This window comes from Thiomicrospira sp., from assembly GCF_036568485.1.
In the GTDB taxonomy this organism is placed as follows: Bacteria; Pseudomonadota; Gammaproteobacteria; order Thiomicrospirales; family Thiomicrospiraceae; genus Thiomicrospira.
Genome location: NZ_DATCSL010000006.1, coordinates 19833 through 43796, shown reverse-complemented (window position 1 = coordinate 43796; position 23964 = coordinate 19833). Strand labels below are relative to the sequence as shown.

Genomic DNA, 23964 nt, shown 5'->3' with positions numbered 1-23964 from the left:
CGTTTTTTAACCGAGTCTTCGTTATTTAACTGTTTTCCCGAGTTTTGATGCGATTTTGATTTTTGAGATCAATCTATGCATAGCATTTTAGCGCCTCAATACCGGGGTTAATAGTGTTATATAGTGTTTACGTTAGTAAAAACACTATACACATAAACAGTTAAGAATAGTAACCATAAGACAGGATAGCTATAACGAATTGTAAGCCTATAAACTCTATCAAAAAAGGATTACAAATATGAATAACCAAACCTATCCATTGCGTCACCCAGCCAATAAAGAACTCAAATTACATTATGACAAAAGCTATAGAAATGCACCCGTGGAAACTAAACGTGGCCCAATGGTGACCCAATACCTAGATGGCTTAATTGAGACCATCCGTTGTCAGATTGACCAATATCCTAAAGTTTTTGCTGTGCGGATTGATCTTTATTTTCCAAGTGACTGGAATGAATCAGAGCGAGTAAGCTCGGATTACTATACTCGGTTTATGGACTCCTTAAAAGCCAAGCTCGATGCGTTTAATCACCGCAAAGCGCAATCAGGGGATAGCCGATCAAATACCGTTAGATTTTGCCGTGTTTACGAAGTTGGCGAGTCGCGGGGATTGCATATCCATGCGGTTCTATTATTTAACGGCCATGTCTTTAGAGGGTTGGGTAATTTTGAGTCAACAGAGGAAAATCTTTATCACCGAATTAATGGCGCTTGGGCGAGTGCATTAGGTTTGCATCCAGCGCATATCGTCAATCAGGGTTTAGTCCATTTTGCAGACACCTTTTATATTGAAAAAGGTCAGCCTGATACCCCAGAGCAAATTAAACAAATCTTTACCCGCTCAGCTTACATTTGCAAAGCCGATACTAAACGATTCGATCTTCCAGTGAAAGTGTTTAGTCGTTCACGAGGGTGTATTGGTTAATGACATAAGTTGGCATTTATTTGTTTGAGGAGGGTTAAGTGTTTATGTAAATATTTTATTAAATAATGCAAGTATTTACTGCTACATTTGCTTTATTAGCAGTTGTAGCAGATAATTTATATATTGTATTTAATAAATTTTGGAATACGTGATGAATGAAGATAAAAAGCTACTAGATGAAGATATAGATTTTGAGGTCAATATAAGACACGATATTCATCGTTTTTTTGAGTCTGAGTGGCCGTCATTTGGTGAGACAAGTTTGTTGGAATCTGCGGTTATTGAAGCAGTTGAAAATATTCAAGTCAGCAAACCTATGGCGATTAATTGTGCATTAGGTGCGATGTCTACTGCTTGTCAGGGTCGGGTTCAAGTTCAGCAGCCGACAGGTAATGTTGTAAATACAAATTTAATGTTACTCACGATTGCTGAATCAGGTGAGCGGAAAACGACGGTAGAAAAGCAGTTTTTTAAATCGATTCGTGATTTACAAGCCAGAGCTTCTGAGGATGCCCAAACTAAAAATGCTCAGAATGAATTGGCAAAATTAAACTGGAAGACTGAGTGGACAGCGCTCAATTCTTCTCTGAAGAAGGCTAAACAGAAAGAGGTGTTAAAGCCTGATGATGAAGAGGCAAAAGCCAATCTAAAGCTTATTAAAGACGCGATTAAAGAACACAATGAATCCGAGCCGAAAACCATTACACCGGTTAAATTTATTTATGACGACACCACACCGCAAGCCTTGGTTCGGATGATGCACAAGCATTATCGTCACGCTTGCTTGTTATCGAGTGAAGCTAACGGCATTTTTAACGGTCGAGCGTTTGATGATCTTCATATGCTTAATAGTTTGTGGGATGGTATTGATATTCCGGTAGATCGAATTTCACAACCCAGTTTTATTTTATCCAATGCGCGTTTAACACTGGCTTTGATGACGCAAATGCAAGTGATTGAGTCCTTTTTGACCAAACGTGGCGAAGAGGCAAGGGGTTTGGGTTTTTTGGCAAGATTTTTGGTTGTGCAACCGCCCCATATGTCTGGGGAGCGTGATGCAACGGCAAAGCTCAACAATCTTGTTCATCTTAAAAATTTCAATGATCGCGTTCAGCAGATTATGCTGGATGATATGAAGCACCAGCAAAACAAAACCCTCACAAAGAATGAGCGCGATAAAAAAACGATCTTAACCTTTAGCGCAAAAGCGTCTCAGTATTGGAATCGTTATGCTCAGGCTATTGAGGACGCGCAAAAAGAAGGGCAGGTGTACGAGTTTTACAAGGATCATGCTTCAAAGCTAATGGATAATATTACACGTATAGCGGGTCTAGTTCACTATTTTCACGATCAAGACGATACACAAATTAATCATGCTACGCTTGAGTATGCCTACCAACTCGGTATGCGCTATTCAAAGCATTTTTTAACCTATATTGCTGACGAGCCTGCTTTAATTAAAAACGCCAAGGCGTTGATTGCCTATTTATATCAGCCACCGGCTGAAAGGGTGCCAGAAGGTTGGCAGGAAAACCTAAGTGATCGTTATAACCCTAACAAACAATGGCGAGTCCCGCCATGTAAAGTTATTGAAGGCGCTCACTACCGCGAAGGTCGAGTCATTAAGTTTACTGGGCGTGAAATTCGTCAATTTGGGCCATCCATGTTGCGCGACCCGCAAAAACTCTATCGGGTGATTGAGCTGCTTAAGCGAATGGGCTTTGTTACCCAGCAAGAGCGTGGACGAAAAACCCATTGGGTGTTTTATGAAGCCACCGTCTTTAGCAAGCGTGAGTTAATGCATAAGGATGACTTTAATCCAGAGTTTAAGAACGGGCATCAATATTCAATTAGCAGTTTGCCGTTATTTGAGGAGATTGAGCCGATTGAAAATGTTCGTTTAGATCGAGATCGAATAGAGGGGCAGCAGCAGGTCTATAGAGGAAGATTCAATACGAACCCAGATGGTTTGCAGTTGCGCATTCGCTGTAAAAATAGTGAAGCTGATTAATAAAAATCATGGTTATTCTTTGAATTGTAGTTTAACTCTGGCAAATAGGCATCCATTTCATAACCAAAGCTGGTGTAGGGTTGTGTGCCGCCACCAAAAAACCTGGGTGATAAGTGATTGCCTAAGCGGTCAAATGACTTCAGGCGTTCTGGTATATCGGGTGATGTGCGTTGGGCGCGATTGTGATCAATTTTCATGGCGTAGCCCGCTAACCGCATTAACACGGCAATAAATGCAGTATGCAGTTTGTCGGCATCTAAGCGGCTGTTAGAAGTCTTCGCTAGATCAATGCTCAGAGTTCGTTGATTTAGGTCGCATTCGTTGTTAAGGCTCTGTTCGCATGCCCAAACCACGGGACGACGCATAGCAATTTTGGGGGTAGCTGGAAAATCTAAGTGGTTTAGCGGCCATATTGCGCCATCCAATAATGCGACCACGTCTTTTTGCATGTCGTGTGAGAGGGTGTTTTGTGGCCCAAGATTTATTAGATGTCCTTCAAATGCCGCCTGCACCAGTTTATATGGATTAGAATCCGAGATAGGCTCAGAAGGTTGCTCGATACGGTTAAACCATGCAGTCAGGGTTTTTGTAAAATTTTGCGTCGCTTCTGGTGTTCCAACTACTTCAAGCGCAATTTGTGGTTCATTTAAACGTAAGCATTGCACCAGCCACGTAATCGTTAAACAGTGGTAATCACTTGGCACACCTGCACGCTCTAGCCAGGTAACCAACGGGTCAACTAGGTTTTTAAAATCCCAATTAAGTTCATTAAAACGATGATAGTGTTCATTTATATGCACAGGTTGATTGTTTTGAGAAAACGGGCGCTCAATATAGTAGTTGACGTGCTCAACGGCGGTTTTGGAGTTTTGTGGGGTGTCTTGAGAAATCGCCATTAAAAATCGATACTCATGGCGGTTGGGTAGAAAAGGGTGGATTTGCTGAGAATTTGGATTTTGACAGATGTAGGCGTAGCTTTGTGGGTTCAAGTGCCAGCGGGTTGAGTTATCATTACAAGTTACTGTCGAACTTCTATGAAGAAAGTCGATGTCAGCGGGGTCTTTAGGGATTTGGTGCAACGCACGCCATAGCAATATTTCAATCTCTTTTGCAGACAAGTTGTTCAGTTCATTACCCAGTTCACTTGTCATTAACGTTACAGCATGTTTTTTAAAGGCTGGATCGAGTAATTCATGTTCTTCTAGTTGGGTTTGAGCAATCAGGCCTGCTTCACTGGCAAATAAAAAGTCAACTTTTGCTTGATGCCTGCTCTCTGGGTCGAGCAGGTCAATTCGTCCATAAACTAAATGGTTGCCACCTTCAAAACACTGAATGTTTTTATTACGCAGCCAGCTTACAGCAGAAGAAAGCGAGGGCGAAAGTGACTGATCAAGCCTTGTTAAAAAATGAATGGACATGCCGATTAATTTACCTGTTAGTTGTTATTTTTAAGATTTTATGACATTTTTGTATGCAAAAGGCAAAACCTAATAATGTCATACAAAGCCGATTTTACCGACACTCTCGTTTCAAATGTTGTACAATCTCGACCAAATATTTTATGAGTCGTATTTGGTATCTTGCCACGTCTTATTTTGCAAGTAAAACTAGCCATCAACCCTAGGATAGGATGCTGATGAAAGTGAATTTGGAGTCAGAAGCTGTATTGTGCGTACTGCGTTTAGCAGGAGCGCATCTCAATCAGCGCATGATTTCTGAGAGTTTAGGGTTTAGTTTAGGCAAAACCAATTACTTATTGCGGGCGCTCATTGACGAAGGCTTAATAAAAGCCAAGCCGATAGCAGCAGACGCGGGCTTTGACAAACGTGCGAAATACCATTACGAGCTGACGAAAGACGGTCTTGCGTTAAGGATAGCCTTAACGGAAAAATTTATAGAACTAAGGCAGCAAGAGTGCAAAGAATTACAAGTTGAACTCAGTTCACTAAAAAATAACTAAAAGATGTAGCGAGGATTGAATGAAAGGAATTGTTTTAGCAGGCGGATCAGGGACACGACTTTACCCACTGACACGTGGCGTGTCTAAGCAGTTGGTGCCTATTTATGATAAACCAATGGTGTACTATCCCATTTCAGTTTTAATGTTGGCCGGTATAAAAGAAATCTTGATTATTACCACGCCTGAAGACCAAGAAAGTTTTAAGCGCCTGTTGGGTGACGGCACAGAATTTGGCGTCACATTTGAGTATGTTGTTCAACCTTCACCGGATGGTTTAGCGCAAGCGTTTATATTAGGCGAAGAATTTATCGGTGATAGTGATGTTTGTTTAATATTGGGTGACAATATCTACTATGGTCATGACTTAGCTGAAATGACAGCAAGTGCTGTGCAAAATGCCAAAGAAGAATCTAAAGCGACCGTGTTTGGCTATCATGTTCATGACCCTGAGCGTTATGGTGTGGCCGAATTCGATTGTCATGGCAATGTCATTAGTCTTGAAGAAAAACCGGAAAAACCAAAGTCAAATTACGCAGTAACGGGTCTATATTTCTACCCAAATGACGTTATTCAAAAAGCCAAAGCTGTTAAACCCTCGCATCGTGGTGAACTAGAAATTACCTCAGTAAATCAACTTTATCTAGCCGAAGGGCGTTTAAAAGTAGAGTTAATGGGCAGGGGTTATGCATGGTTAGATACCGGAACCCACGAAAGCCTGCTTGAAGCGGCGACTTTTATTGAAACCATAGAGAAAAGACAAGGCTTAAAAGTGGCTTGCTTAGAAGAAGTGGCCTATGAAATGGGTTATATCACCAAACAACAGCTTATAGATTTAGCCAAACCCTTGGCTAAAAACCAATACGGTCAATACCTGTTAAAACGCGCAGAAGAGATTTGCTAAATTATGGAGTTTGTTAAACAGTCCATTCCCGATGTGGTGCTGATTAAGCCAAGGGTTCATGGCGATGAGCGTGGTTACTTTGTGGAAACCTTTCGTCAGGATAAATTTGAGCAAGCCATCGGCTATAAAGTCAATTTTTGTCAAGATAACGAATCAAAGTCATCTAAGGGTGTCTTGCGTGGTTTGCATTTTCAGTTGCCACCTTTTGCACAGTCTAAATTGGTTAGGGTGATTGAGGGCGAAGTTCTGGATGTGGCGGTTGATATTCGTCAAGGCAGTCCAACCTTCGGTCAGCATGTGTCCGCGATACTAAACGATCAAAACAAACATCAATTATTTGTTCCGCGTGGTTTTGCGCATGGCTTTGTGGTGTTAAGTGAGACGGCCATATTTTCTTACAAAGTGGATAACTATTATTCCCCGGAATGTGATCGCGGTCTTGCGTTTGATGACTCTGCCTTGGGCATTGACTGGCATTTGTCAGCAACGGAACTTAAATTGTCTGCAAAAGATCAAGTGCAACCTAAGCTGAATCAAGTGCAATCAGAAATCAACGCATTTCAGTATGATGTGAACCTCTATGATTAAGCGCATTCTTGTTACCGGAAAATCAGGCCAGCTTGGGCAAAGCATTCAGAAACTTGCCAAGCAATACCCCCAGTTTGATTTTCAATTTGTCGGACGAGACGAACTTGATTTATCACAACCCAATCAGCTTAAAACCCAGCTTAACCAATGGGCGTTTGATGCAATTATCAACTGCGCGGCTTACACGGCAGTTGATAAAGCCGAAACCGAAACCGAACTCGCTGATGCGATTAATCATCGCGCCGTGGGCAAGTTGGCACAAATCGCCAAAGACAGAAACGTATTTTTGATTCATGTCAGCACCGACTACGTTTTTAATGGTCGTCACTTCAAGCCCTATGCTGAATCTGATGAGGTAGAGCCGCAGAATGTGTACGGTGACAGCAAGCTAAAAGGCGAGCAGGCCATTCGCATTATCAATCCGAGCGCAGCGATTGTCAGAACCAGTTGGGTGTATTCCGAGTTTGGTAATAACTTTGTCAAAACCATGCTAAGACTTGGCCAAGAGCGCGATCAGCTAAACGTTATCTTTGATCAAGTCGGCACCCCAACCTATGCGACAGACCTTGCAAAAGCCTTGTTGCAAATTTGTGAACAGCAGAACGTGTCAAGTAACAAGTCAGGCACTGCCATTTATCATTTCAGCAACGAAGGGGTGTGTGCATGGTATGACTTTGCCAAAACCATTTTCGAGTTAAGTGGTATAAGTTGCGATGTGAGTCCAATTGAAACCAAAGACTACCCAACACCGGCAAAACGGCCCCATTACAGCGTATTAAACAAAGCAAAAATAAAACAAGACTTCGCTTTAGCCATTCCTTATTGGAAGGACTCACTCAAAGCCTGTCTATTAGAAATTGAGAAAAACGATGCAAAATAACACCACCATTCTTGTCACCGGCGGTGCCGGGTTTATCGGCTCGGCGGTCATTCGTCATCTTATCAATGATACCAACCACAAAGTGATCAATGTCGATAAACTCACCTATGCGGGTAATTTAGAGTCGCTAGAAAGTGTCGCCGACAATCCACGGTATAGTTTCGAGCAGGTCGATATTTGTGATGCTCAAGAACTCAAACGTGTGTTTAACCAACATCAGCCGGATATTGTCATGCACCTTGCCGCAGAATCACATGTTGACCGTTCGATAGACGGCCCGGGTGAGTTTATTCAAACCAATATCGTCGGCACTTACACGCTGCTTGAACAAGCAAGAGCCTATTGGGCAGGCCTGCAAGACGACAAAAAAGCTAATTTCCGCTTTCATCATATTTCAACCGATGAAGTCTATGGCGACTTACCGCACCCGGATGAGGTGGGTGAAGGGAAAGGAGAGAAGTGTGAAGTCACCTCACACCTAACCCCTCACTCTTTACCGCTCTTTACAGAAACTACTGCCTATGCGCCAAGCTCACCATATTCAGCTTCAAAAGCCGCTTCTGACCATTTAGTACGTGCCTGGCTAAGAACTTACGGTTTTCCCACCTTAGTGACTAACTGCTCAAACAACTATGGCCCGTTTCATTTCCCGGAAAAACTGATTCCGCTCATGATACTCAACGCGCTAGAAGGCAAACCGCTACCGGTTTATGGCAAAGGCAATCAAATCCGCGATTGGCTCTATGTTGAAGACCATGCGCGCGCATTAGTGTTGGTGGCGACTCAAGGCAAAGTCGGCGAAACCTACAATATTGGCGGTCACAACGAAAAACAAAATATCGAAGTGGTCAAAACCATTTGTGAAATTTTGGATGATTTACGCCCTCTCCCTCAGGGAGAGGGAAGGGGTGAGGGTGAGATTTCAAGTTATGCACAACTCGTGACCTATGTAAAAGACCGCCCCGGTCACGACATGCGTTATGCCATTGATGCCAGCAAAATCCAAAAAGAACTCGGCTGGACACCACAAGAAACCTTTGAGTCCGGTATTCGCAAAACCGTGCAATGGTATCTCGATAACCAGGCCTGGTGCCAACGAGTACAAGACGGTAGCTATCAACGCGAACGTTTAGGAGAACAAGCCTAGGTGTTTCGTTATATTAAAGAACTAGCACGATTTGCCAAGCATCTAATTCAAAGCCGAACGCTCATGTTCGCTTTGATAAAAAACGACTTCAAAAAACAATATCTGGGCTCTTACTTAGGTTTGGCTTGGGCATTTATTCAACCACTGATGTTTATGCTCGTTATTTGGACGGTGTTTGAACTAGGTTTCAGAATCGGTCCCACCGCCACCGGTGTTCCATTCGCACTATGGCTGCTTGCCGGTATGGTACCCTGGTTCTTTTTTGCAGACGCCATCCGTTCCGGTGCCGATGCGGTTACCGGCAATGCGTTTCTAGTCAAAAAGGTCGCCTTTAGAATCAGCATCCTGCCGCTAGTGAATATCGGCTCGTCTTTTCTTATCCACCTAGGCTTGGTGTTGTTCCTTGTTATCGCCTTGCTGCTAAATGGTTTTTGGCCAACCCTATATTGGTTGCAACTCCCGTTTTACATCGCCTTGACCATTCTGTTTGCTATGGGCTTATCTTGGCTTACCAGCGCCATTCGCGTTTTTGTAAAAGACGTAGGCAGTGTCATCGCTGTATTACTTCAAATGGGCTTTTGGTTAACCCCCATCTTTTGGTCGCTGGATCTCGTACCTGAAAAATACCATTACCTCATTAAACTCAACCCGGCTTATTACATCGTCGATGGTTATCGTGATAGTTTTATAAGCCAAGTCTGGTTTTGGGAAAAACCAATCTGGTCGCTTTACTATTTGGCGATTACCTGCGTTATTTTGATTTTAGGATCCTTAGTGTTTAAACGTCTAAGACCCCACTTTGCGGATGTGTTGTAATGTCAAATACTGCTATCTCGGTTAGGAGCCTCACCAAAACCTATAAGCTTTATAATCAACCGATTGACCGGCTAAAAGAGGCGTTGCACCCACTTAAAAAGTCTTACCATAAAAACTTCAACGCACTCGATGGTGTCAGTTTTGAAATTAATCGTGGTGAAACCGTCGGTATTATTGGGCGCAATGGCAGCGGTAAATCCACTTTACTCAAACTCATTACCGGGGTGCTAACCCCAACGTCCGGTCGTGCAATTGTACATGGTCGTGTGTCTGCCATTTTAGAACTGGGTGCGGGCTTTAATGGTGAAATGACCGGACTTGAAAACATTTACCTAAACAACACCATTAACGGTATCCCCGAATCAGAAACTGCCAAAAGGGTAGCGCAGATAGTTGATTTTGCCGAACTGGGCGAGTTTATTCACCAGCCGCTTAAAACCTACAGCAGTGGTATGAAAGCACGTTTAGCGTTTGCCGTAGCGATTAACGTCGAACCGGATATCCTCATTGTGGATGAAGCGTTAAGCGTCGGCGATGCCGCATTTCAACGAAAATGCTTTGCCAAAATGGAGCAAATTCGCCAAGCAGGTGCCACCATTTTATTTGTGTCCCACAGTGAAGCCAGTATCGTCAGCCTCTGTAATCGTGCAATATGGTTAGTCAATGGCTCCAAAGTATTAGACGGCGAGCCAAAGCTCGTAACAAATCTTTATTTAAAACACATAAATAATAAAAAGCTCTCTGTGAAAGAATTATTAGACGAATATGAAGCACTATTAATAAGTCCCAAGCCCAAAGTAAAGGATAAGACGGAAAATGCTATTACTAATAATGTCGATTTTGGCAAAGAGTTTTTCAGCGCTGACTTGGAAAGCAAGTCTAAAATTATTCACCGAAGTGATGGTGCAGAAATATTAGGTATTCATATTCAAAATGAAAGTCAAAAAAAAGTGAATGTGATTCATCAAAATAACCTTTATCGGATATATTTCTCTTTCAAGTTGTTAAGAAATATGCATGACGTAAGAATAGGTCTTGCCATAAAAGACATAAAGGGAAACATTATTACGGGTGCGGCATTCGAGTTTGTTAAGCATTCTGGTGTGAATGTCAATCAAACTGGTATACACGAAGGTTTTTGGGAGTTTGATTGCCTTCTAGTGGAGGGTGTATTTGTAATTGATGCCGTCGTTATTGAACATGCTGCAACAGAACGAAAAGTTGTGAGTAAGGTAAATGATGCCTATTTGTTTAAAGTCATGCCAAATAAGAATGAACAAATAATAACGTCACACGTGGCTTTAATAAAAGGATTCGAGGTTATTTAATTAATGTTTTTTAAAAGTATTTTTAGTGGGCTTTTAAGTCAAAAAAAATCTATCTATTCGTGCCTTGTAGACGATCAACCCAAATATTATTTACAAGGTTACTACTTTGTTTTGGCTCTGGTCAAAATTGCTAAGGTTTCAGGTAGTCGTATATACATTCACATGACTACTAAAAATCTAGAATTTGAAAGTTTAGTTTCTCAATATGGGGTTAATATTGTTTATGTTCAGCCCTGGGGTGACAAAAAATACTGCAATAAGTTAGCACAGTTGGATACGCCTGCTTTATTAAAAGCTGATTATGTTTTTTTGTGTGATGCAGATATTTGCATTGTCGATGACTTAGCTGAGCTTGTAGCGCGTGATAAGGTATCGGGTAAGATCGTTGACTTTGATAATCCACCCTTAGAACAATTAAAACAAATTTACAATCATTTTAAGGTTGCTTTACCTGATGAAAGTAGCGACACACTTAACGCCAAACCAACCCTTGTCGGTAATTTTAACGGTGGTCTCTACGGTATTCCTGGAAAACATTTGAAAAAGTTTGGCGAGAAATGGAAAGAATACGCTCTGGCAATGTTGAATGATCAACACATTAAAGACCTGTTGAAAGAAAAAGTGATTCATATAGATCAGATTGCGTTTTCTTTAGCCCTTAATGCACTTAACTTACCTTTTAACTTGCTACCGTATGAATTGAACTGCCCAACTCATCTTAAGGACTTTAATTCATTAAACCAGAAATTGAAAACCAGCCCATCTGTTATCCACTATCATGCAAACTTAACCACTACGGGTCTGCTAGGGGATGTAAACCTCGATAAGGTTCAGTCTGTAATCAAACAAATAAACACGGTTTTGAGTCAAAACTTCAACAATGCGTTATTTTGGAACTATCGTTACAGCTCCAACCCTGCACTAGGCTCAGGCGTAGGCTCAAGGGGTGAAATAGCAGAATACAAATACAAACTTCTAAAGATGTTAGGCATTGAAGCGCAAAATAATGTGCTTGATGTAGGTTGTGGCGATCTAGAAATACTTGGTAGATTTAATATTCCGAATTACACCGGAGTGGATGTTTCAACGGAAGCACTGAATCGAGCCAGAGATAAATACCCTAACTTAAGTTTCTACTCTTATATTTCTCAACAGGAATCTGTTGAATCATCTGATATGGTGGTATGTCTTGATGTGGCTATTCACCAGCCTTCATCGGAAGATTATCATAAATTAATTAACTTCATTTCGAGTAAAACTAGAAAAAGATTGGTGGTGTCTGGGTATGACGCATCTTCAGATAAATCACACATGTGTTTTTATTATGAGCCATTAAAAGAATCTTTAAAGGAACAAAGTAAGTTTAAGTATATTTTTAAAATCGCTGAATACCGAAATTTATCGGTGTACTGTGCAGATATGGGTGATTTATCAAAACTTGATCAAGCTGTACCAAATGATATTACTAATCAAGAACTTGAAGAGTATTTAGTAAAATATTCAATTAGTCTAGATCAATTGCTATCAGCTGTGGTTGCATCGCGTGAGGCATTTGGTTGGTTCACGAAACATCGCCCTAGAATGATTGAGTACCCATGGCTACTGGAGAAGTTTTCTTATGATATGTCAGGTTTAAATGTTGTAGATTTTGGGGCAGGCATTACCCCATTGCCCATCATGCTTGCACAAAGAAATGCGCATGTATTTACGATTGACAATAATCAATCTATTCGACAAAAACAAGACTTACTAAAAGCAAATGAGTGGGGCTTTTTTGATTATGCTGTTTTATCAGATGGTATCACCAGCATTAATAAGACATTCGATGAAAACAGTTTTGAACCCGCCTCTTTGGACGTGTTTTACAGTATATCAGTTATTGAGCATATGCCAGCCATCCATAGAAGGGCGGTTCTTGCTAACGCAGCAAAATCGCTTAAAGCGGGTGGCAAGGTATTTTTAACTATTGATTTATGTAAAGAATCAGAAAATCTATGGAATATGGCGGCAGGGCAGATTGTTGAGAGTACAGAAGAACATGGAACGCTTGAAAGTTTGTTGCTTGAGTTAAAAAACGTAGGATTAACCGTGGAAGAAACACAAGTTATAAGACTTCCAGATGTTGAGCGTGTTGATCTAGCGCTTATATCGGCTGTGAAGGAGCCAACAAAATGAAACAAACCTGTATCTTAATTCTAGGTATGCATCGCAGTGGTACCTCAGCCTTATCCGGTACATTGAATTTATTAGACGTGTACTTGGGTACAGAGTTGATGAAGCCAATGGAGCAGAATGCAAAAGGGTTTTATGAAAACACCCACCTGTACAGGATTAACGAAAAGCTGCTAAAGCAAATGAACAGCCGTTGGGATGATGCTTTTTATACGGAATCAAAACTCAATGCGATAGACGACACAACAGAGCTCGAAGCAGTATTAAAACAAGAGTTTCAGTACAGTCAGCTTTTTGCAATCAAAGACCCGCGTTTAGCTTATTTGTTTCCGCTTTATACCAAGGCGTTAACCAATATGGGCGTGGATATAAAAGTGATTATCCCTTTTAGAAACCCCTTAGAGGTCGCAGACTCCCTCAAAACGCGTAACCAATTTAGCCAAGAAAAAGGCCTACTGCTTTGGGCCTATCATTTCTTGTTATCAGAAAAACTAAGTCGTGCTTTGCCTAGAGTTTTTACTCGCTTTGATGAGTTAGTTCAATCACCACAAACGGTGATAAAGCAGATAGACCAAAAATTAAAACTAAACCTAAATTCAAAGTACAACGCTAAAAAAGATCAAATAGCCGACTTCTTAACGCCGGGTCTAAAACACCACAATATCGCATTGGATAACTTGTCGGAAAAAGTGCCCAAACCGATAAGGGATATTGTGAGCTTGGTGCCAAATCTGAATGAAACAGAGTTGGATGCAAAATTTGATGAACTTCGCCAACAGCTTTTTGATAATCAAAGCCTGTTCTACAACGGTGATATTTTAAAAAGCATGCAAGAGCTGGAGCAAGCCAAACAAGGGCTGCAAGCAAAAGACCAAGAGCTAGAGCAAGCCAAGCAAGGGCTGCAAGCGAAAGACCAAGAGCTAGAGCAAACGAAACAAGGACTGCAAGCGAAAGACCAAGAGCTGGAGCAAACCAAACAAGTACTGCAAGCAAAAGACAAAGAGCTAGAGCAAACCAAGCAAGGGCTGCAAGCGAAAGACAAAGAGCTAGAGCAAGCCAAGCAAGGGCTGCAAGCAAAGGACCAAGAGCTAGAGCAAATTAAACATGAACTTGTTGCTATGCACTTAAGCACTAGCTGGAAAATAACGCGTCCACTGCGAAAAGTTAAAAGATTCTTTAGGTTAAAAAAATGAACAAATTAAAACGCTTAGTTAGAGCTATTAGAGATTACTACGTCATCAAAAACAGTGGGTTATTTGATGCGCATTACTATTTAACAAATAATACAGATGTTCGTCACGCTGACATAAACCCACTTAAACACTATGTAAAACACGGTGGACTGGAAGGGCGAAATCCATCTTCGGAGTTTGATGGGGAATATTATCTAAATGCGAACTCTGATGTTAAAGAAGCTAACCTTAATCCTTTAGCGCATTATATAAAACATGGTGGAAAAGAAAATAGATCACCCAATAAGGCTGGATTACACCTTTATAAAAATAAAGGCTTACACAATGATGCCGTTCAAAATGACACGAAGCTAATTGCTTCTCTTAAGCGTAATACAAAAAACAAAAATGTTATTGTTTTTCATGTTTTTTATATTGAGCTTGTTGACCACTTCATTGAAAAGTTTTCGCATCTTGAAGGCATTGATTTTGTCGTAACTTGTAGGGTTGAGATTTACCCAGACGTTAAATCTAAATTTGAAAATTTGAGTCACAATAGTTGTGTCTTGGCAGTAGAAAATCAAGGTTATGATGTATTACCTTTTTTAAAATTACTTAAACCTTTAAATGACGCGGGATATCATAACTTTATTAAGCTTCATACTAAAAGAGATCATCCGAATAAGTTGGTATCAAGTATTTGGCGAGAGAGTTTAGTTGATGATTTGATCAGAGATAACAAACAAAAAGACCTTGTATTTAATCAATTGTCAATAAAGGGTGGGGCAATTTTAGTTGGTTCAGGTATAAATTATTTATCCTATCGCTACACTAAGTACCATAACCATAACCATAACCATGTGGTTCAGATAGCTAAATTATTTAAACTCCAGATTTCTGAGTACGACGACTGGGGTTTTTTTGCCGGTACGATGTTTGCAGGTCGTGTTAAAGAGTTTCAAAAGCTTGATAATAAAGATTTAATAAAGTTTTTAATTGATGAGAATAAGGCCGCTTTAGGTTCAGGTGTTGACTCTTCTCCCTACCATGCATTGGAGCGTTTATTTTGTTTGTTGCTAACAAGAGACACCTCTCGTATTTCTTGTGTGGATTACGATATATCGAAAAATAATGTACATCCACAATTTACTTCGGACATTAAACCGCTTATGGCTAGTGCTGAAATAAGATACTCTTATTACAAAAATAAAGCCTATCTGAAAAAAATTAAGCTGCTTGAAAGAGCGAATTTATTGGATCCTTGGTGGTGTTACCACGAATATAGGATCATGGATATTGATCAGATTAATTTATTTGAAGCCTACGTAACCGGTGAGATTAATTTTTTATCAGAGGATCATAAAAAAGACATCATCAGTTTTAATTTTGATGAGGATAGGCTAAAAATTAAAAGCGGCTCTTTAGAATCAGAGGTTCGGCTAAATGAAGCATTATTAACACGCAATGTTTGTTTTAAGGATGGACTTAAGCCTGCTAATCAAGTAAATGGTAAGAATGAGATAAAAGTATCAGTCATATGCCAAACTTATAATCATTCAAAGTTTATTGATCAGGCTATAGAGTCCATGGTCAATCAAAAAACAAATTTCAAATATGAGATTTTAATTGGTGATGATTGTTCTACCGATGATAGTGCAAAAAAAATAGCGGTTTGGGCAAAAAAATATCCTGATAAGATTGTTTTTATAAATCGTGGAAAAAATATCGGGCCAAAAGAAAACTTCAAGGATTTGCTACAACGTTCGAAGGGAAAGTATATTGCTTTAAATGAAGGCGATGATTTTTGGTGTTCTGAGCACAAATTGCAGAAACAAGTTGATTACATGGAAGCTAATTTGAATTGTAATGTATGCTTTCATCAGGTTAAAGTCATTAATGATGAGGTTCGAGATTTTAAAGGTTTATTTCCTGGTAATAATATCAAGGGCGATATTATTTTGGTTGAGGATTTATTTGATCGTAACTATATTCAAACCAATAGCGTTATGTATCGAAAAAGCGAGGATACATTTGTCGCATTGCATAAGGATTTAATGCCCGGGGATTGGTTTAGACACATCCTACATTCTTTACGGGGCGAAATTCATCTTTTGCCAGATGTTATGTCGGTATATAGGCGTCATGCAGGTGGTATTTGGTCACCTTTAGCTGATCCAGCTAAAAAATTTGGTTACAACCAAGCTGTTTTTTTCAACCAATTAAACAAACTAACATCAAATTACTTCCATAGAAAAACCACAAGTAAAATTTATCACTTATACAGAAGAAAGTTCTGGGAAGCATTTGCTTCTAATGATCATGATTTATTATTTAAATTATTTACATTGGATAGATCTCTTAGTCGATATTTCTTTTACAGAGCTGGTTTAGCTGATTACATTGCAGAAGAAGCATTCGTTAGCTTAGAAAACTTTATATGTTTTATGAAAAGCCTGTTTAGTATTGATGTTATCGTTACATCTTACAATCATAAAGAATATTTACCAAAAACCCTAGATTCAATTTTAAATCAAAAGGGTTTGTATACATTCAGAGTTCTTGTTAGTGATGATTGCTCCCCTGATGGTACGGGTGATATTTTAGAACAGTATGTTCATACCTATTCTCAAGTTCTCCACAATATTTCACCTTCTAAAAACTTGGGCATGCTCAAAAATATGAAGCACGCTTTTTCAAAAGTAAGCGCAGAATATCTTGCTATTTGTGAGGGTGATGATGAATGGTTATCAGATCTGAAACTACAAAAGCAGCTTGGTTATATGTTACAGAATAAAGATGCATCAATGTGTTTTAATAAGGTGCTCCTAGACTATCCCGAAAAAAATCATACCCAACCACACCCTGGGCAGGAAAAAATAAAAACGGATAGTATTGACTTTAAATACATATTAAATACAGCAGTAACGGCTAATTTTTCTTGCTGTTTTTATAGAACGGATTTTGTTAAGTCGATACCAGAGAGCTATTTTGAGCGGAAGAATGTAGCTGATTGGTTGTTTAATTTATACATGGCTTCTTTTGGTAAGGTCGGTTTTGTGCCTGAGTTACTCTCTAAATACAGAGTCCATTCAGGTGGTCAATGGTCTGGCTTAAGTAAAGAAGAGCAATATGCACGTAAACAAAATTCATATAAATTGTATCTTGAACTTTTCCCTGCTTATGAAGTTGATATCAAGCCTTTAATAGATGTTCAACTATTACAAGAAGATAGCCAATGATCCCTGTCACCAAAGCCTATTTACCCAATAAAGACAAATACAAAGCCTATGTGGATCGTATTTACGACACCGCTTGGCTCACGAATAACGGCACACTCTTGCAAGAGCTTGAGCGCCGTTTAAAAGAACACTTGGGCGTTAAACATCTAATTTTGGTGGCGAATGGTTCGCTTGCCTTGCAGTTAGCCTATAAAGCGCTCGATCTAAAAGGTGAAGTGATTACCACGCCCTTTAGCTTTGCCGCCACCACCAGCACGCTCGCCTGGGAAGGCTTAAAACCCGTGTTTGCGGATATTCACCCGACTTGCTTTAACCTCGACCCAAATAACATCGAACCGTTGATTACCGAACACACCAGCGCCATTGTGCCGGTGCATGTATTTGGCAATCCTTGCCAAGTCGAAGCCATACAAGCGATTGCGGATAAACACAACCTCAAAGTCATCTACGATGCTGCCCACGCCTTTGGAACAGAATACACCGACCAGCACGGCCACACACAAAGCGTGCTTAACTACGGCGACATCAGCACCATCAGCTTTCATGCCACCAAACTGTTTCACACCATTGAAGGCGGGGCGGTCATCACCAACGACGACGAACTCGCCCGAAAAATCCGCCTGTTGATTAACTTTGGCATTACCGGCCCAACCACCATCGAATCGGTTGGCACCAACGCCAAAATGAACGAATTTGAAGCCGCGATGGGCTTATGCGTTTTAGATGAAATCGACACCATCAAAACCGAACGCCAACGCATTTGGCAAACCTACCAACAACAACTACCAGGCTTGGTGCAATTCCAACAATGGAACCCACAAAGCCAAAACAACCACGCCTACGCGCCGGTGTTATTTAAAAGCGAAGCGCAACTGCTCCAAGCTGAAGCCAAACTCAAAGAGCACAACATTATCCCAAGACGTTACTTTTACCCAAGCCTCGACACCTTGGAATATTTAAAAACCGATGTCATTGCGAGGAGCGAAGTAATTTCTAACCAAAACAAACGTCATTGCGAGGAGCGCAGCGACGCGGCAATATCTAGCCTACAAAATCGGAACAACCAGGCCTGCATAATTTCAAGAGACATCGCCAGCCGGATTTTATGTTTGCCGATTTATCCAGGTCTGGATTTCCCTGATCAGTTAAATGTAATAAAAGTGATAAAGGAATAATATGCCGTTTTTTATATTAGCCAATCCGCGTTCTGGTAGTTCAATGTTTAGGTTAATGTTGAATGCCCATTCGAATGTAACGGTTCCCCCTGAGTCTGGGTTTGCGCTATGGTATGCAGAAAAATACTCTGAGTTGGATGTATATAACCAAAAAGTTTATGCATCATTTGTGGATGATGTTCTACAAGCAAAAAAATTCGAGACATGGGGGGTAACACGTGATCAGTTGTTTGAAAAAATATCTGAAGTTAAACCCGACTCATACACTGGTATGGTTGATATAGTTTATCAAACATACGCATTTGCTCATGGTAAGTGTGCAAAAGTATTTGGTGATAAAAATAATTATTACGTGGAACATATTGATTCGATACAAAAAGTATTCCCTAATTCAAAAATGGTTTTTTTATTTCGAGATGGGCGAGACGTTGCTGTTTCATACAAGAATATTGATCAAGAAAAAATTAAATCTGATTATGTTCCTAAGTTGGACAAAAACATTAGCTCGATAGCAACAGAGTGGGCTAATAATGTGCAAAATTTTCTACGTGTAATGGATCAGGATAAAGAGACTATAGCGGTCAAGTATGAAGACTTGCTAACAAATCCTGAAAATGAGCTTTGTCGTGTTTTTAATTTTTTAGGTGAGGAGTTCGAAGGTCAAACACTAAATTTTCACCAATTTAATGATGAACCTAAAGAGTTTTTACAATGGAAGTCAAAAACTCTTGAAGGTGTTGATGATAAGAATATGAATAAATATAAAACGTATTTGACTGATGAAGAAATAACAGAATTCAACGAAATAGCTAAAGAGCAACTCCTCACCCTAGGTTATGAAGTTTAATTAGCTATTTGTTTTTGAATAGTTGAAGAAAAAACTTGCCTCTAATGGTTTTGTAACGGATGCGCAATATCATTTACAACAAAAGTTTGATGTCACGCGCAAGCCGGTGAGGGATGAACGAATAGTTTCAGCCTATGAGTGTTTTGCTTTTTCGGAACGCTAGTGCGGAATTTGGGATGGTTAGAGTAATGAAAGATAAGGTTTCAGATAAGAATAATTTGCATGATTTTGACAATAATCATGTTTTAACGATTCTGGCAGAACTCGAGGCCCGTGAGTTAGTTTCGCTCAAGAGTGCTGACGCTCAAACAATCTTAAAACTTTATTATGATTACCTTAAAACCCAAGAGCGTTTGAAGGTGGAGCAGATGAAATTTGAAGCCAAGCGTTTCAGAGTGTTGTGTGTCTGGGGTTTGATTATCTTTGTGTTTGGCGCAGGTGTAGGCGTTAGCCTTGGTTATTACTTTGCTCATACACCACAGACCACAGATACCAAGGTTAGCAAGTCTGTTTTACTATCGGGTGTTGAGTAGTGACTGAGATAATCGTTGCATTTATTGCGGCTATTTTGGCGTATCTTGGTTTGGTCCTTACTAAGGAGCAGAAAGTTTCTGAGTTTCGTCAAAAGTGGATTGATGAGGTTAGAAATGACTTGGCGGATTTGTTGTCTAGAAGTATCGCTATTCAATTGAATTTTGCGAGCTTTTGCAGAGGAAAGTTACAAGCAAATTTGTATGCGGAATTTATAAAAACTCACTCTGAGGACGCGCATACGCTTTTAATGTTGGCTGAACGAATTAAGTTTAGGCTAAACCCGAATGATGATGAAGGGCTAATAGAGTTATTGGATGAGTTGACTGCGATTATAACATCGCCAAGTAAATTAAAGTCAGGTGATGAGCTTGAGGTTATTACTTCAAAACTCAGTGACGCCGGTCATAGAGTTTTTAAAACAGAATGGGAAAGAGTGAAAAATGGCGAGCCTTGGTTTTATTGGTCAAAATGGGCTGTAATAGTTTTTTTCGGCTTAGTGTTGGTATTCGTTGTCTTTCGTTTAGTTTCTGCTTTTTGAGCAATTAGACATTAAAATATAAGATTGGGTTGGTAAATGGGCAAGTTGCGATGATGAAGTATTGGACAAATTTGGTTTTATTAAGTTATGCCGTGATTTCAGTTTTGTGTATAGTCCAATCTCAATTTCAGATGTTCTATGCATTTACGTTGTTAGCATTCGTTCTGTTGGTGTTTTTAAACTTAGAAAAATTTGAGTCTTTTAAACTACCAGGCTTGGCAGCCAAACTCAAAGCGAGTATTGCAGAAGCCGAAGTGACGAAGGCTGAGTTTGAGCAGTTAAGCCAAGAGTTTAAAGAGAAGACGCAGGAACTTGAAAAGCTTATAAAGCGGAACCACTCTATGGCATTGGCATTGTCTTTGTGAACATTAATAAACTTAGACAGGCTTAAACTTGAGTATCGCGATTTTACTTTCTACCTACAATGGTGCTGACTTTATAACGCAGCAATTAGATTCGTTATTTGAGCAAAGTCATGCTTCATTTGAGGTTTTTGTTCGTGATGATGGTAGTCAAGATGGTACTTTGGAGGTTTTGAAAGGCTATGATGTAAAGTTATTGCCTTCGGACGTAAACTTGGGTTCTAGAGAGAGTTTTGCTGCTTTATTAAACTATGCCGTGAGCAATAGTGATGCGGACTATTTTATGTTTTGCGACCAGGATGATGTTTGGTATGCCAACAAGGTTGAAAAGACGTTAGCGAAAATGAAGCAGATGGAAGCCCAGTATGGCGATGTTCCCTTACTTGTCCATACTGACTTGGAAGTAGTCGATGAGTTGTTAAACACGATTGCACCGTCTATGTGGCAATATGAACATACACTGCCGGAGAAAAATGCATTTAGTCGTTTGTTGATCCAAAATACCGTAACCGGTTGCACCGTTATGATTAATCGTGCATTGGCGGAGAAGTGTTTAACCATCCCAAACGGTGCGATTATGCATGACTGGTGGTTAGGTTTGGTGGCGAGTCAGTTTGGTAAGATTGGGTTTATTACAGAGCCAACAATTAAATACCGTCAACATGGTAAAAATACGATTGGTGCAAAAGGGTTCAAGGTTAATCCATTGCACATGGTTTTGGGTTTGATTTATAGCTTGGTGTTTCGTGATCAAGATTACCTAAAGCATTTGCAGGTGAATATTGATCAAGCACGAAGTTTTTTAGACGTTTTTGTTGATGAAATTGATGACAAAAACAAAGCATTGATAACCGATTTTATTACGTTAGAGCAAAAATCTTTTTTTCAGCGTCGTGTCGTTATCTACAAACATCGATTGTTGAAACAAGGTTTTTTAAGAAACGTCGCACTGTTTGTTAAGGTATAGATGGTGTGATGATTTGAACTATACATGTAGAGTACAAGGTATTTAAATGATTGGTAACCGATTAACCCACCTCAAAAAACTCGAAGCCGAAGCCATTCACATTATGCGTGAAGTGGTGGCGGAGTTTGATAATCCGGCGATGCTTTATAGTGTTGGTAAAGACTCATCCGTGATGTTGCACTTGGCGCAAAAAGCGTTTTATCCGGCACCACCGCCGTTTCCTTTGGTGCATGTTGATACCACCTGGAAGTTCCGTGAGATGATCGAGTTTCGTGATCGACGCGCTAAAGAAGTGGGCATGGATTTGTTGGTGCATATCAATCCAGAAGGGGTGGGGATGAACATTTCCCCTTTTGAACATGGCTCCGCTATGCACACCGATATTATGAAAACTCAAGGTTTGCGCCAAGCGTTGGATAAATATAAGTTTGATGCCGTGTTTGGCGGAGCGCGTCGTGATGAAGAAAAATCCCGTGCTAAAGAACGCATTTATTCCTTCCGTGATAAAAACCACCGCTGGGATCCGAAAAACCAGCGCCCGGAGTTATGGGATATTTATAACGGTCGCCATAATAAAGGCGAATCTATTCGTGTATTCCCTTTGTCCAACTGGACGGAGTTAGACATTTGGCAATATATTTATTTGGAAAACATCGAAATCCCTAGTCTGTATTTCGCCAAAGAACGCCCGGTAATTGAATACGGCGGCACCAAAATCATGGTCGATGACGATCGTACCCCCGAAGGTTTACGCGCTAACGCTAAAATGGAAATGGTGCGTTTTAGAACCTTGGGTTGTTACCCCTTAACCGGTGCGGTGAACTCTACTGCCTCAACGCTTCCTGAAATTATTCAAGAAATGCTGCTCACCAAAGTATCTGAGCGTCAAGGTCGATTGATTGACCACGACGAAGCAGGCTCTATGGAAAAGAAAAAAATGGAGGGGTATTTCTAATGGCACATCAGTCAGATTTAATTGCACAAAACATCGAACAATATCTGCAACAGCATGAAAACAAAGAGCTGCTGCGCTTTATCACCTGCGGCAGTGTCGATGATGGCAAAAGCACACTTATTGGTCGCTTATTACACGACAGTAAAATGATTTTTGAAGATCAACTCGCCGCCATTAATAAAGACTCCAAAAAACACGGCACCACGGGTGAAGAAGTTGATTTAGCTTTATTGGTAGATGGTTTGCAGTCTGAACGCGAGCAGGGCATCACGATTGACGTCGCCTATCGTTTTTTCTCTACCGATAAACGCAAGTTTATTATTGCCGATACCCCCGGGCATGAACAATACACCCGCAATATGGCCACCGGCGCATCGACAGCGGATTTAGCGATTATCTTGATTGACGCACGTCATGGCGTGCAAACCCAAACCAAACGCCATTCGTTTATCACCAAGTTGCTGGGTTTAAAGCACATTGTGGTGGCGATTAATAAAATGGACTTGGTGGATTATTCCGAAGCCCGTTTTAATGAAATCAAAGCACAATACACCGAGTTTGCAACAAAGCTGGATATTCAAAATCCCATCTTTGTCCCCCTGTCCGCGTTGAAAGGCGACAATGTGGTGAATCCAAGCGAACACATGAGTTGGTATAAAGGTCAGCCATTAATGAGCCTGTTGGATAGTATTGAAATTGGTGACAATATTAATCATCAAAATTTCCGCTTGCCGGTGCAGTATGTCAATCGCCCACACCTTAATTTCCGGGGTTTCTGTGGCACGATTGCCGCTGGTTCCATTTCGGTCGGCGATGCCATCACGGTTTTGCCATCGGGTAAGACCTCTAAAGTCAAACAAGTGATTCAGCCTGCGGTAAATGAATCCAATATGTCAGTGCAAACAGCCTTTGCCCCGATGGCTGTCACCCTAACGCTAGAAGATGAAATCGATATCAGTCGCGGCGATATGATTGTTAAATCGGATGACTTGCCCAAAGTGGCGAATGGTTTTGAAGTTAAGCTGGTCTGGATGAACGAAGCGGCGATGAAGCCGGGTAAAGAATACCTGATCAAGCGCGCGACATCATCGGTGACGGGGCGTTTTACCACCATTGATTATCAGGTTGACGTTAATACGTTTGAAGAATCACAGGTTGAGCAACTTGAGTTAAACCAAATCGCTCAATGTCAATTGCAATTGAACCAAACTATCGCTTTTGATGTCTACGAGGAAGTGAAAGGTACGGGTAGCTTTATTGTGATTGATAAATATACCCACGCCACACTAGGGGCGGGGATGATTGTGAAGGCTGGAGATACGGCTTCATCAGCATCTAGTCGTGAATACTCTGAGGCGGAAAAGGCGCTCAATGCCTATATTCGTCAGCATTACCCGGAATGGGGTGCATTGGCGATAAAGGATATTTAGCCTTGGAGCTAGGCGGC

General features: G+C 40.6%; 21 protein-coding genes. 20 read left to right on the top strand and 1 reads right to left on the bottom strand.

Going from position 1 to position 23964, the window contains the following annotated elements; translation table 11 throughout:
- The first annotated feature begins 238 nt into the window (after positions 1-238).
- The gene (locus VIM91_RS00495) at positions 239-925 is read left to right on the top strand and encodes a YagK/YfjJ domain-containing protein (protein WP_331862884.1); all 687 of its coding nucleotides are present in this window, start codon (positions 239-241) and stop codon (positions 923-925) included.
- Between the two features lie 151 nt (positions 926-1076).
- Positions 1077-2936 (top strand): YfjI family protein, encoded by a 1860-nt coding sequence (locus tag VIM91_RS00490; RefSeq protein WP_331862883.1) that lies wholly within the window; start codon positions 1077-1079, stop codon positions 2934-2936.
- Here the strand turns inward: VIM91_RS00490 and VIM91_RS00485 are convergent.
- Positions 2933-4354 (bottom strand): hypothetical protein, encoded by a 1422-nt coding sequence (locus VIM91_RS00485; protein WP_331862882.1) that lies wholly within the window; start codon positions 4352-4354, stop codon positions 2933-2935. The two genes, VIM91_RS00490 and VIM91_RS00485, sit on opposite strands and share 4 nt — an antisense overlap.
- A gap of 218 nt (positions 4355-4572) precedes the next feature.
- Here VIM91_RS00485 and VIM91_RS00480 point away from each other — a divergent pair, with 218 nt between their 5' ends.
- From VIM91_RS00480 to cysN, 18 genes are all read left to right on the top strand, one after another.
- Positions 4573-4896 (top strand): winged helix-turn-helix transcriptional regulator, encoded by a 324-nt coding sequence (locus VIM91_RS00480; RefSeq protein WP_331862881.1) that lies wholly within the window; start codon positions 4573-4575, stop codon positions 4894-4896.
- A 19-nt stretch (positions 4897-4915) separates the two neighbouring features.
- Positions 4916-5797 carry a glucose-1-phosphate thymidylyltransferase RfbA gene (rfbA, locus tag VIM91_RS00475; RefSeq protein ID WP_331862880.1) on the top strand — a complete coding sequence of 294 codons (882 nt, stop codon included), beginning with the start codon at positions 4916-4918 and terminating at the stop codon, positions 5795-5797.
- 3 nt (positions 5798-5800) lie between these two features.
- The gene (gene rfbC, locus VIM91_RS00470) at positions 5801-6385 is read left to right on the top strand and encodes a dTDP-4-dehydrorhamnose 3,5-epimerase (protein WP_331862879.1); all 585 of its coding nucleotides are present in this window, start codon (positions 5801-5803) and stop codon (positions 6383-6385) included.
- A complete protein-coding gene (gene rfbD, locus VIM91_RS00465; protein WP_331862878.1) occupies positions 6378-7265 on the top strand; it encodes a dTDP-4-dehydrorhamnose reductase in 888 nt (295 codons plus the stop codon). Before rfbC ends, rfbD begins: the two co-directional genes overlap by 8 nt.
- A complete protein-coding gene (locus VIM91_RS00460; RefSeq protein WP_331862877.1) occupies positions 7255-8412 on the top strand; it encodes a dTDP-glucose 4,6-dehydratase in 1158 nt (385 codons plus the stop codon). The genes rfbD and VIM91_RS00460 overlap by 11 nt, the downstream gene beginning before the upstream one ends.
- Positions 8413-9228 carry an ABC transporter permease gene (locus tag VIM91_RS00455; RefSeq protein WP_331862876.1) on the top strand — a complete coding sequence of 272 codons (816 nt, stop codon included), beginning with the start codon at positions 8413-8415 and terminating at the stop codon, positions 9226-9228. It abuts the gene before it with no gap.
- Complete coding sequence (locus VIM91_RS00450; RefSeq protein ID WP_331862875.1) at positions 9228-10556, top strand: ABC transporter ATP-binding protein; 1329 nt, start codon at positions 9228-9230, stop codon at positions 10554-10556. The genes VIM91_RS00455 and VIM91_RS00450 overlap by 1 nt, the downstream gene beginning before the upstream one ends.
- A 3-nt stretch (positions 10557-10559) precedes the next feature.
- On the top strand, positions 10560-12731 hold the full coding sequence (locus VIM91_RS00445; RefSeq protein WP_331862874.1) for a class I SAM-dependent methyltransferase: 2172 nt from the start codon (positions 10560-10562) through the stop codon (positions 12729-12731).
- Positions 12728-13921 (top strand): hypothetical protein, encoded by a 1194-nt coding sequence (locus VIM91_RS00440; protein ID WP_331862873.1) that lies wholly within the window; start codon positions 12728-12730, stop codon positions 13919-13921. Before VIM91_RS00445 ends, VIM91_RS00440 begins: the two co-directional genes overlap by 4 nt.
- Complete coding sequence (locus VIM91_RS00435; protein ID WP_331862872.1) at positions 13918-17139, top strand: glycosyltransferase; 3222 nt, start codon at positions 13918-13920, stop codon at positions 17137-17139. Before VIM91_RS00440 ends, VIM91_RS00435 begins: the two co-directional genes overlap by 4 nt.
- Positions 17136-18314 (top strand): DegT/DnrJ/EryC1/StrS family aminotransferase, encoded by a 1179-nt coding sequence (locus VIM91_RS00430; protein WP_331862871.1) that lies wholly within the window; start codon positions 17136-17138, stop codon positions 18312-18314. The genes VIM91_RS00435 and VIM91_RS00430 overlap by 4 nt, the downstream gene beginning before the upstream one ends.
- Before the next feature lies 1 nt (position 18315).
- Positions 18316-19161: a sulfotransferase gene (locus tag VIM91_RS00425; RefSeq protein WP_331862870.1), complete on the top strand. Its 846-nt coding sequence runs from the start codon at positions 18316-18318 to the stop codon at positions 19159-19161.
- A 188-nt stretch (positions 19162-19349) separates the two neighbouring features.
- On the top strand, positions 19350-19694 hold the full coding sequence (locus VIM91_RS00420) for a hypothetical protein (protein ID WP_331862869.1): 345 nt from the start codon (positions 19350-19352) through the stop codon (positions 19692-19694).
- Positions 19694-20233, top strand: a complete 540-nt coding sequence (locus VIM91_RS00415) for a hypothetical protein (protein ID WP_331862868.1) — start codon at positions 19694-19696, stop codon at positions 20231-20233. The genes VIM91_RS00420 and VIM91_RS00415 overlap by 1 nt, the downstream gene beginning before the upstream one ends.
- Before the next feature lie 53 nt (positions 20234-20286).
- Positions 20287-20598, top strand: a complete 312-nt coding sequence (locus tag VIM91_RS00410) for a hypothetical protein (protein WP_331862867.1) — start codon at positions 20287-20289, stop codon at positions 20596-20598.
- 28 nt (positions 20599-20626) lie between these two features.
- Complete coding sequence (locus VIM91_RS00405; protein ID WP_331862866.1) at positions 20627-21562, top strand: glycosyltransferase family 2 protein; 936 nt, start codon at positions 20627-20629, stop codon at positions 21560-21562.
- Positions 21563-21611: 49 nt separating this feature from the next.
- On the top strand, positions 21612-22517 hold the full coding sequence (cysD, locus tag VIM91_RS00400; protein WP_331862911.1) for a sulfate adenylyltransferase subunit CysD: 906 nt from the start codon (positions 21612-21614) through the stop codon (positions 22515-22517).
- Complete coding sequence (gene cysN, locus VIM91_RS00395) at positions 22517-23947, top strand: sulfate adenylyltransferase subunit CysN (RefSeq protein ID WP_331862865.1); 1431 nt, start codon at positions 22517-22519, stop codon at positions 23945-23947. The genes cysD and cysN overlap by 1 nt, the downstream gene beginning before the upstream one ends.
- Positions 23948-23964: the final 17 nt, after the last annotated feature.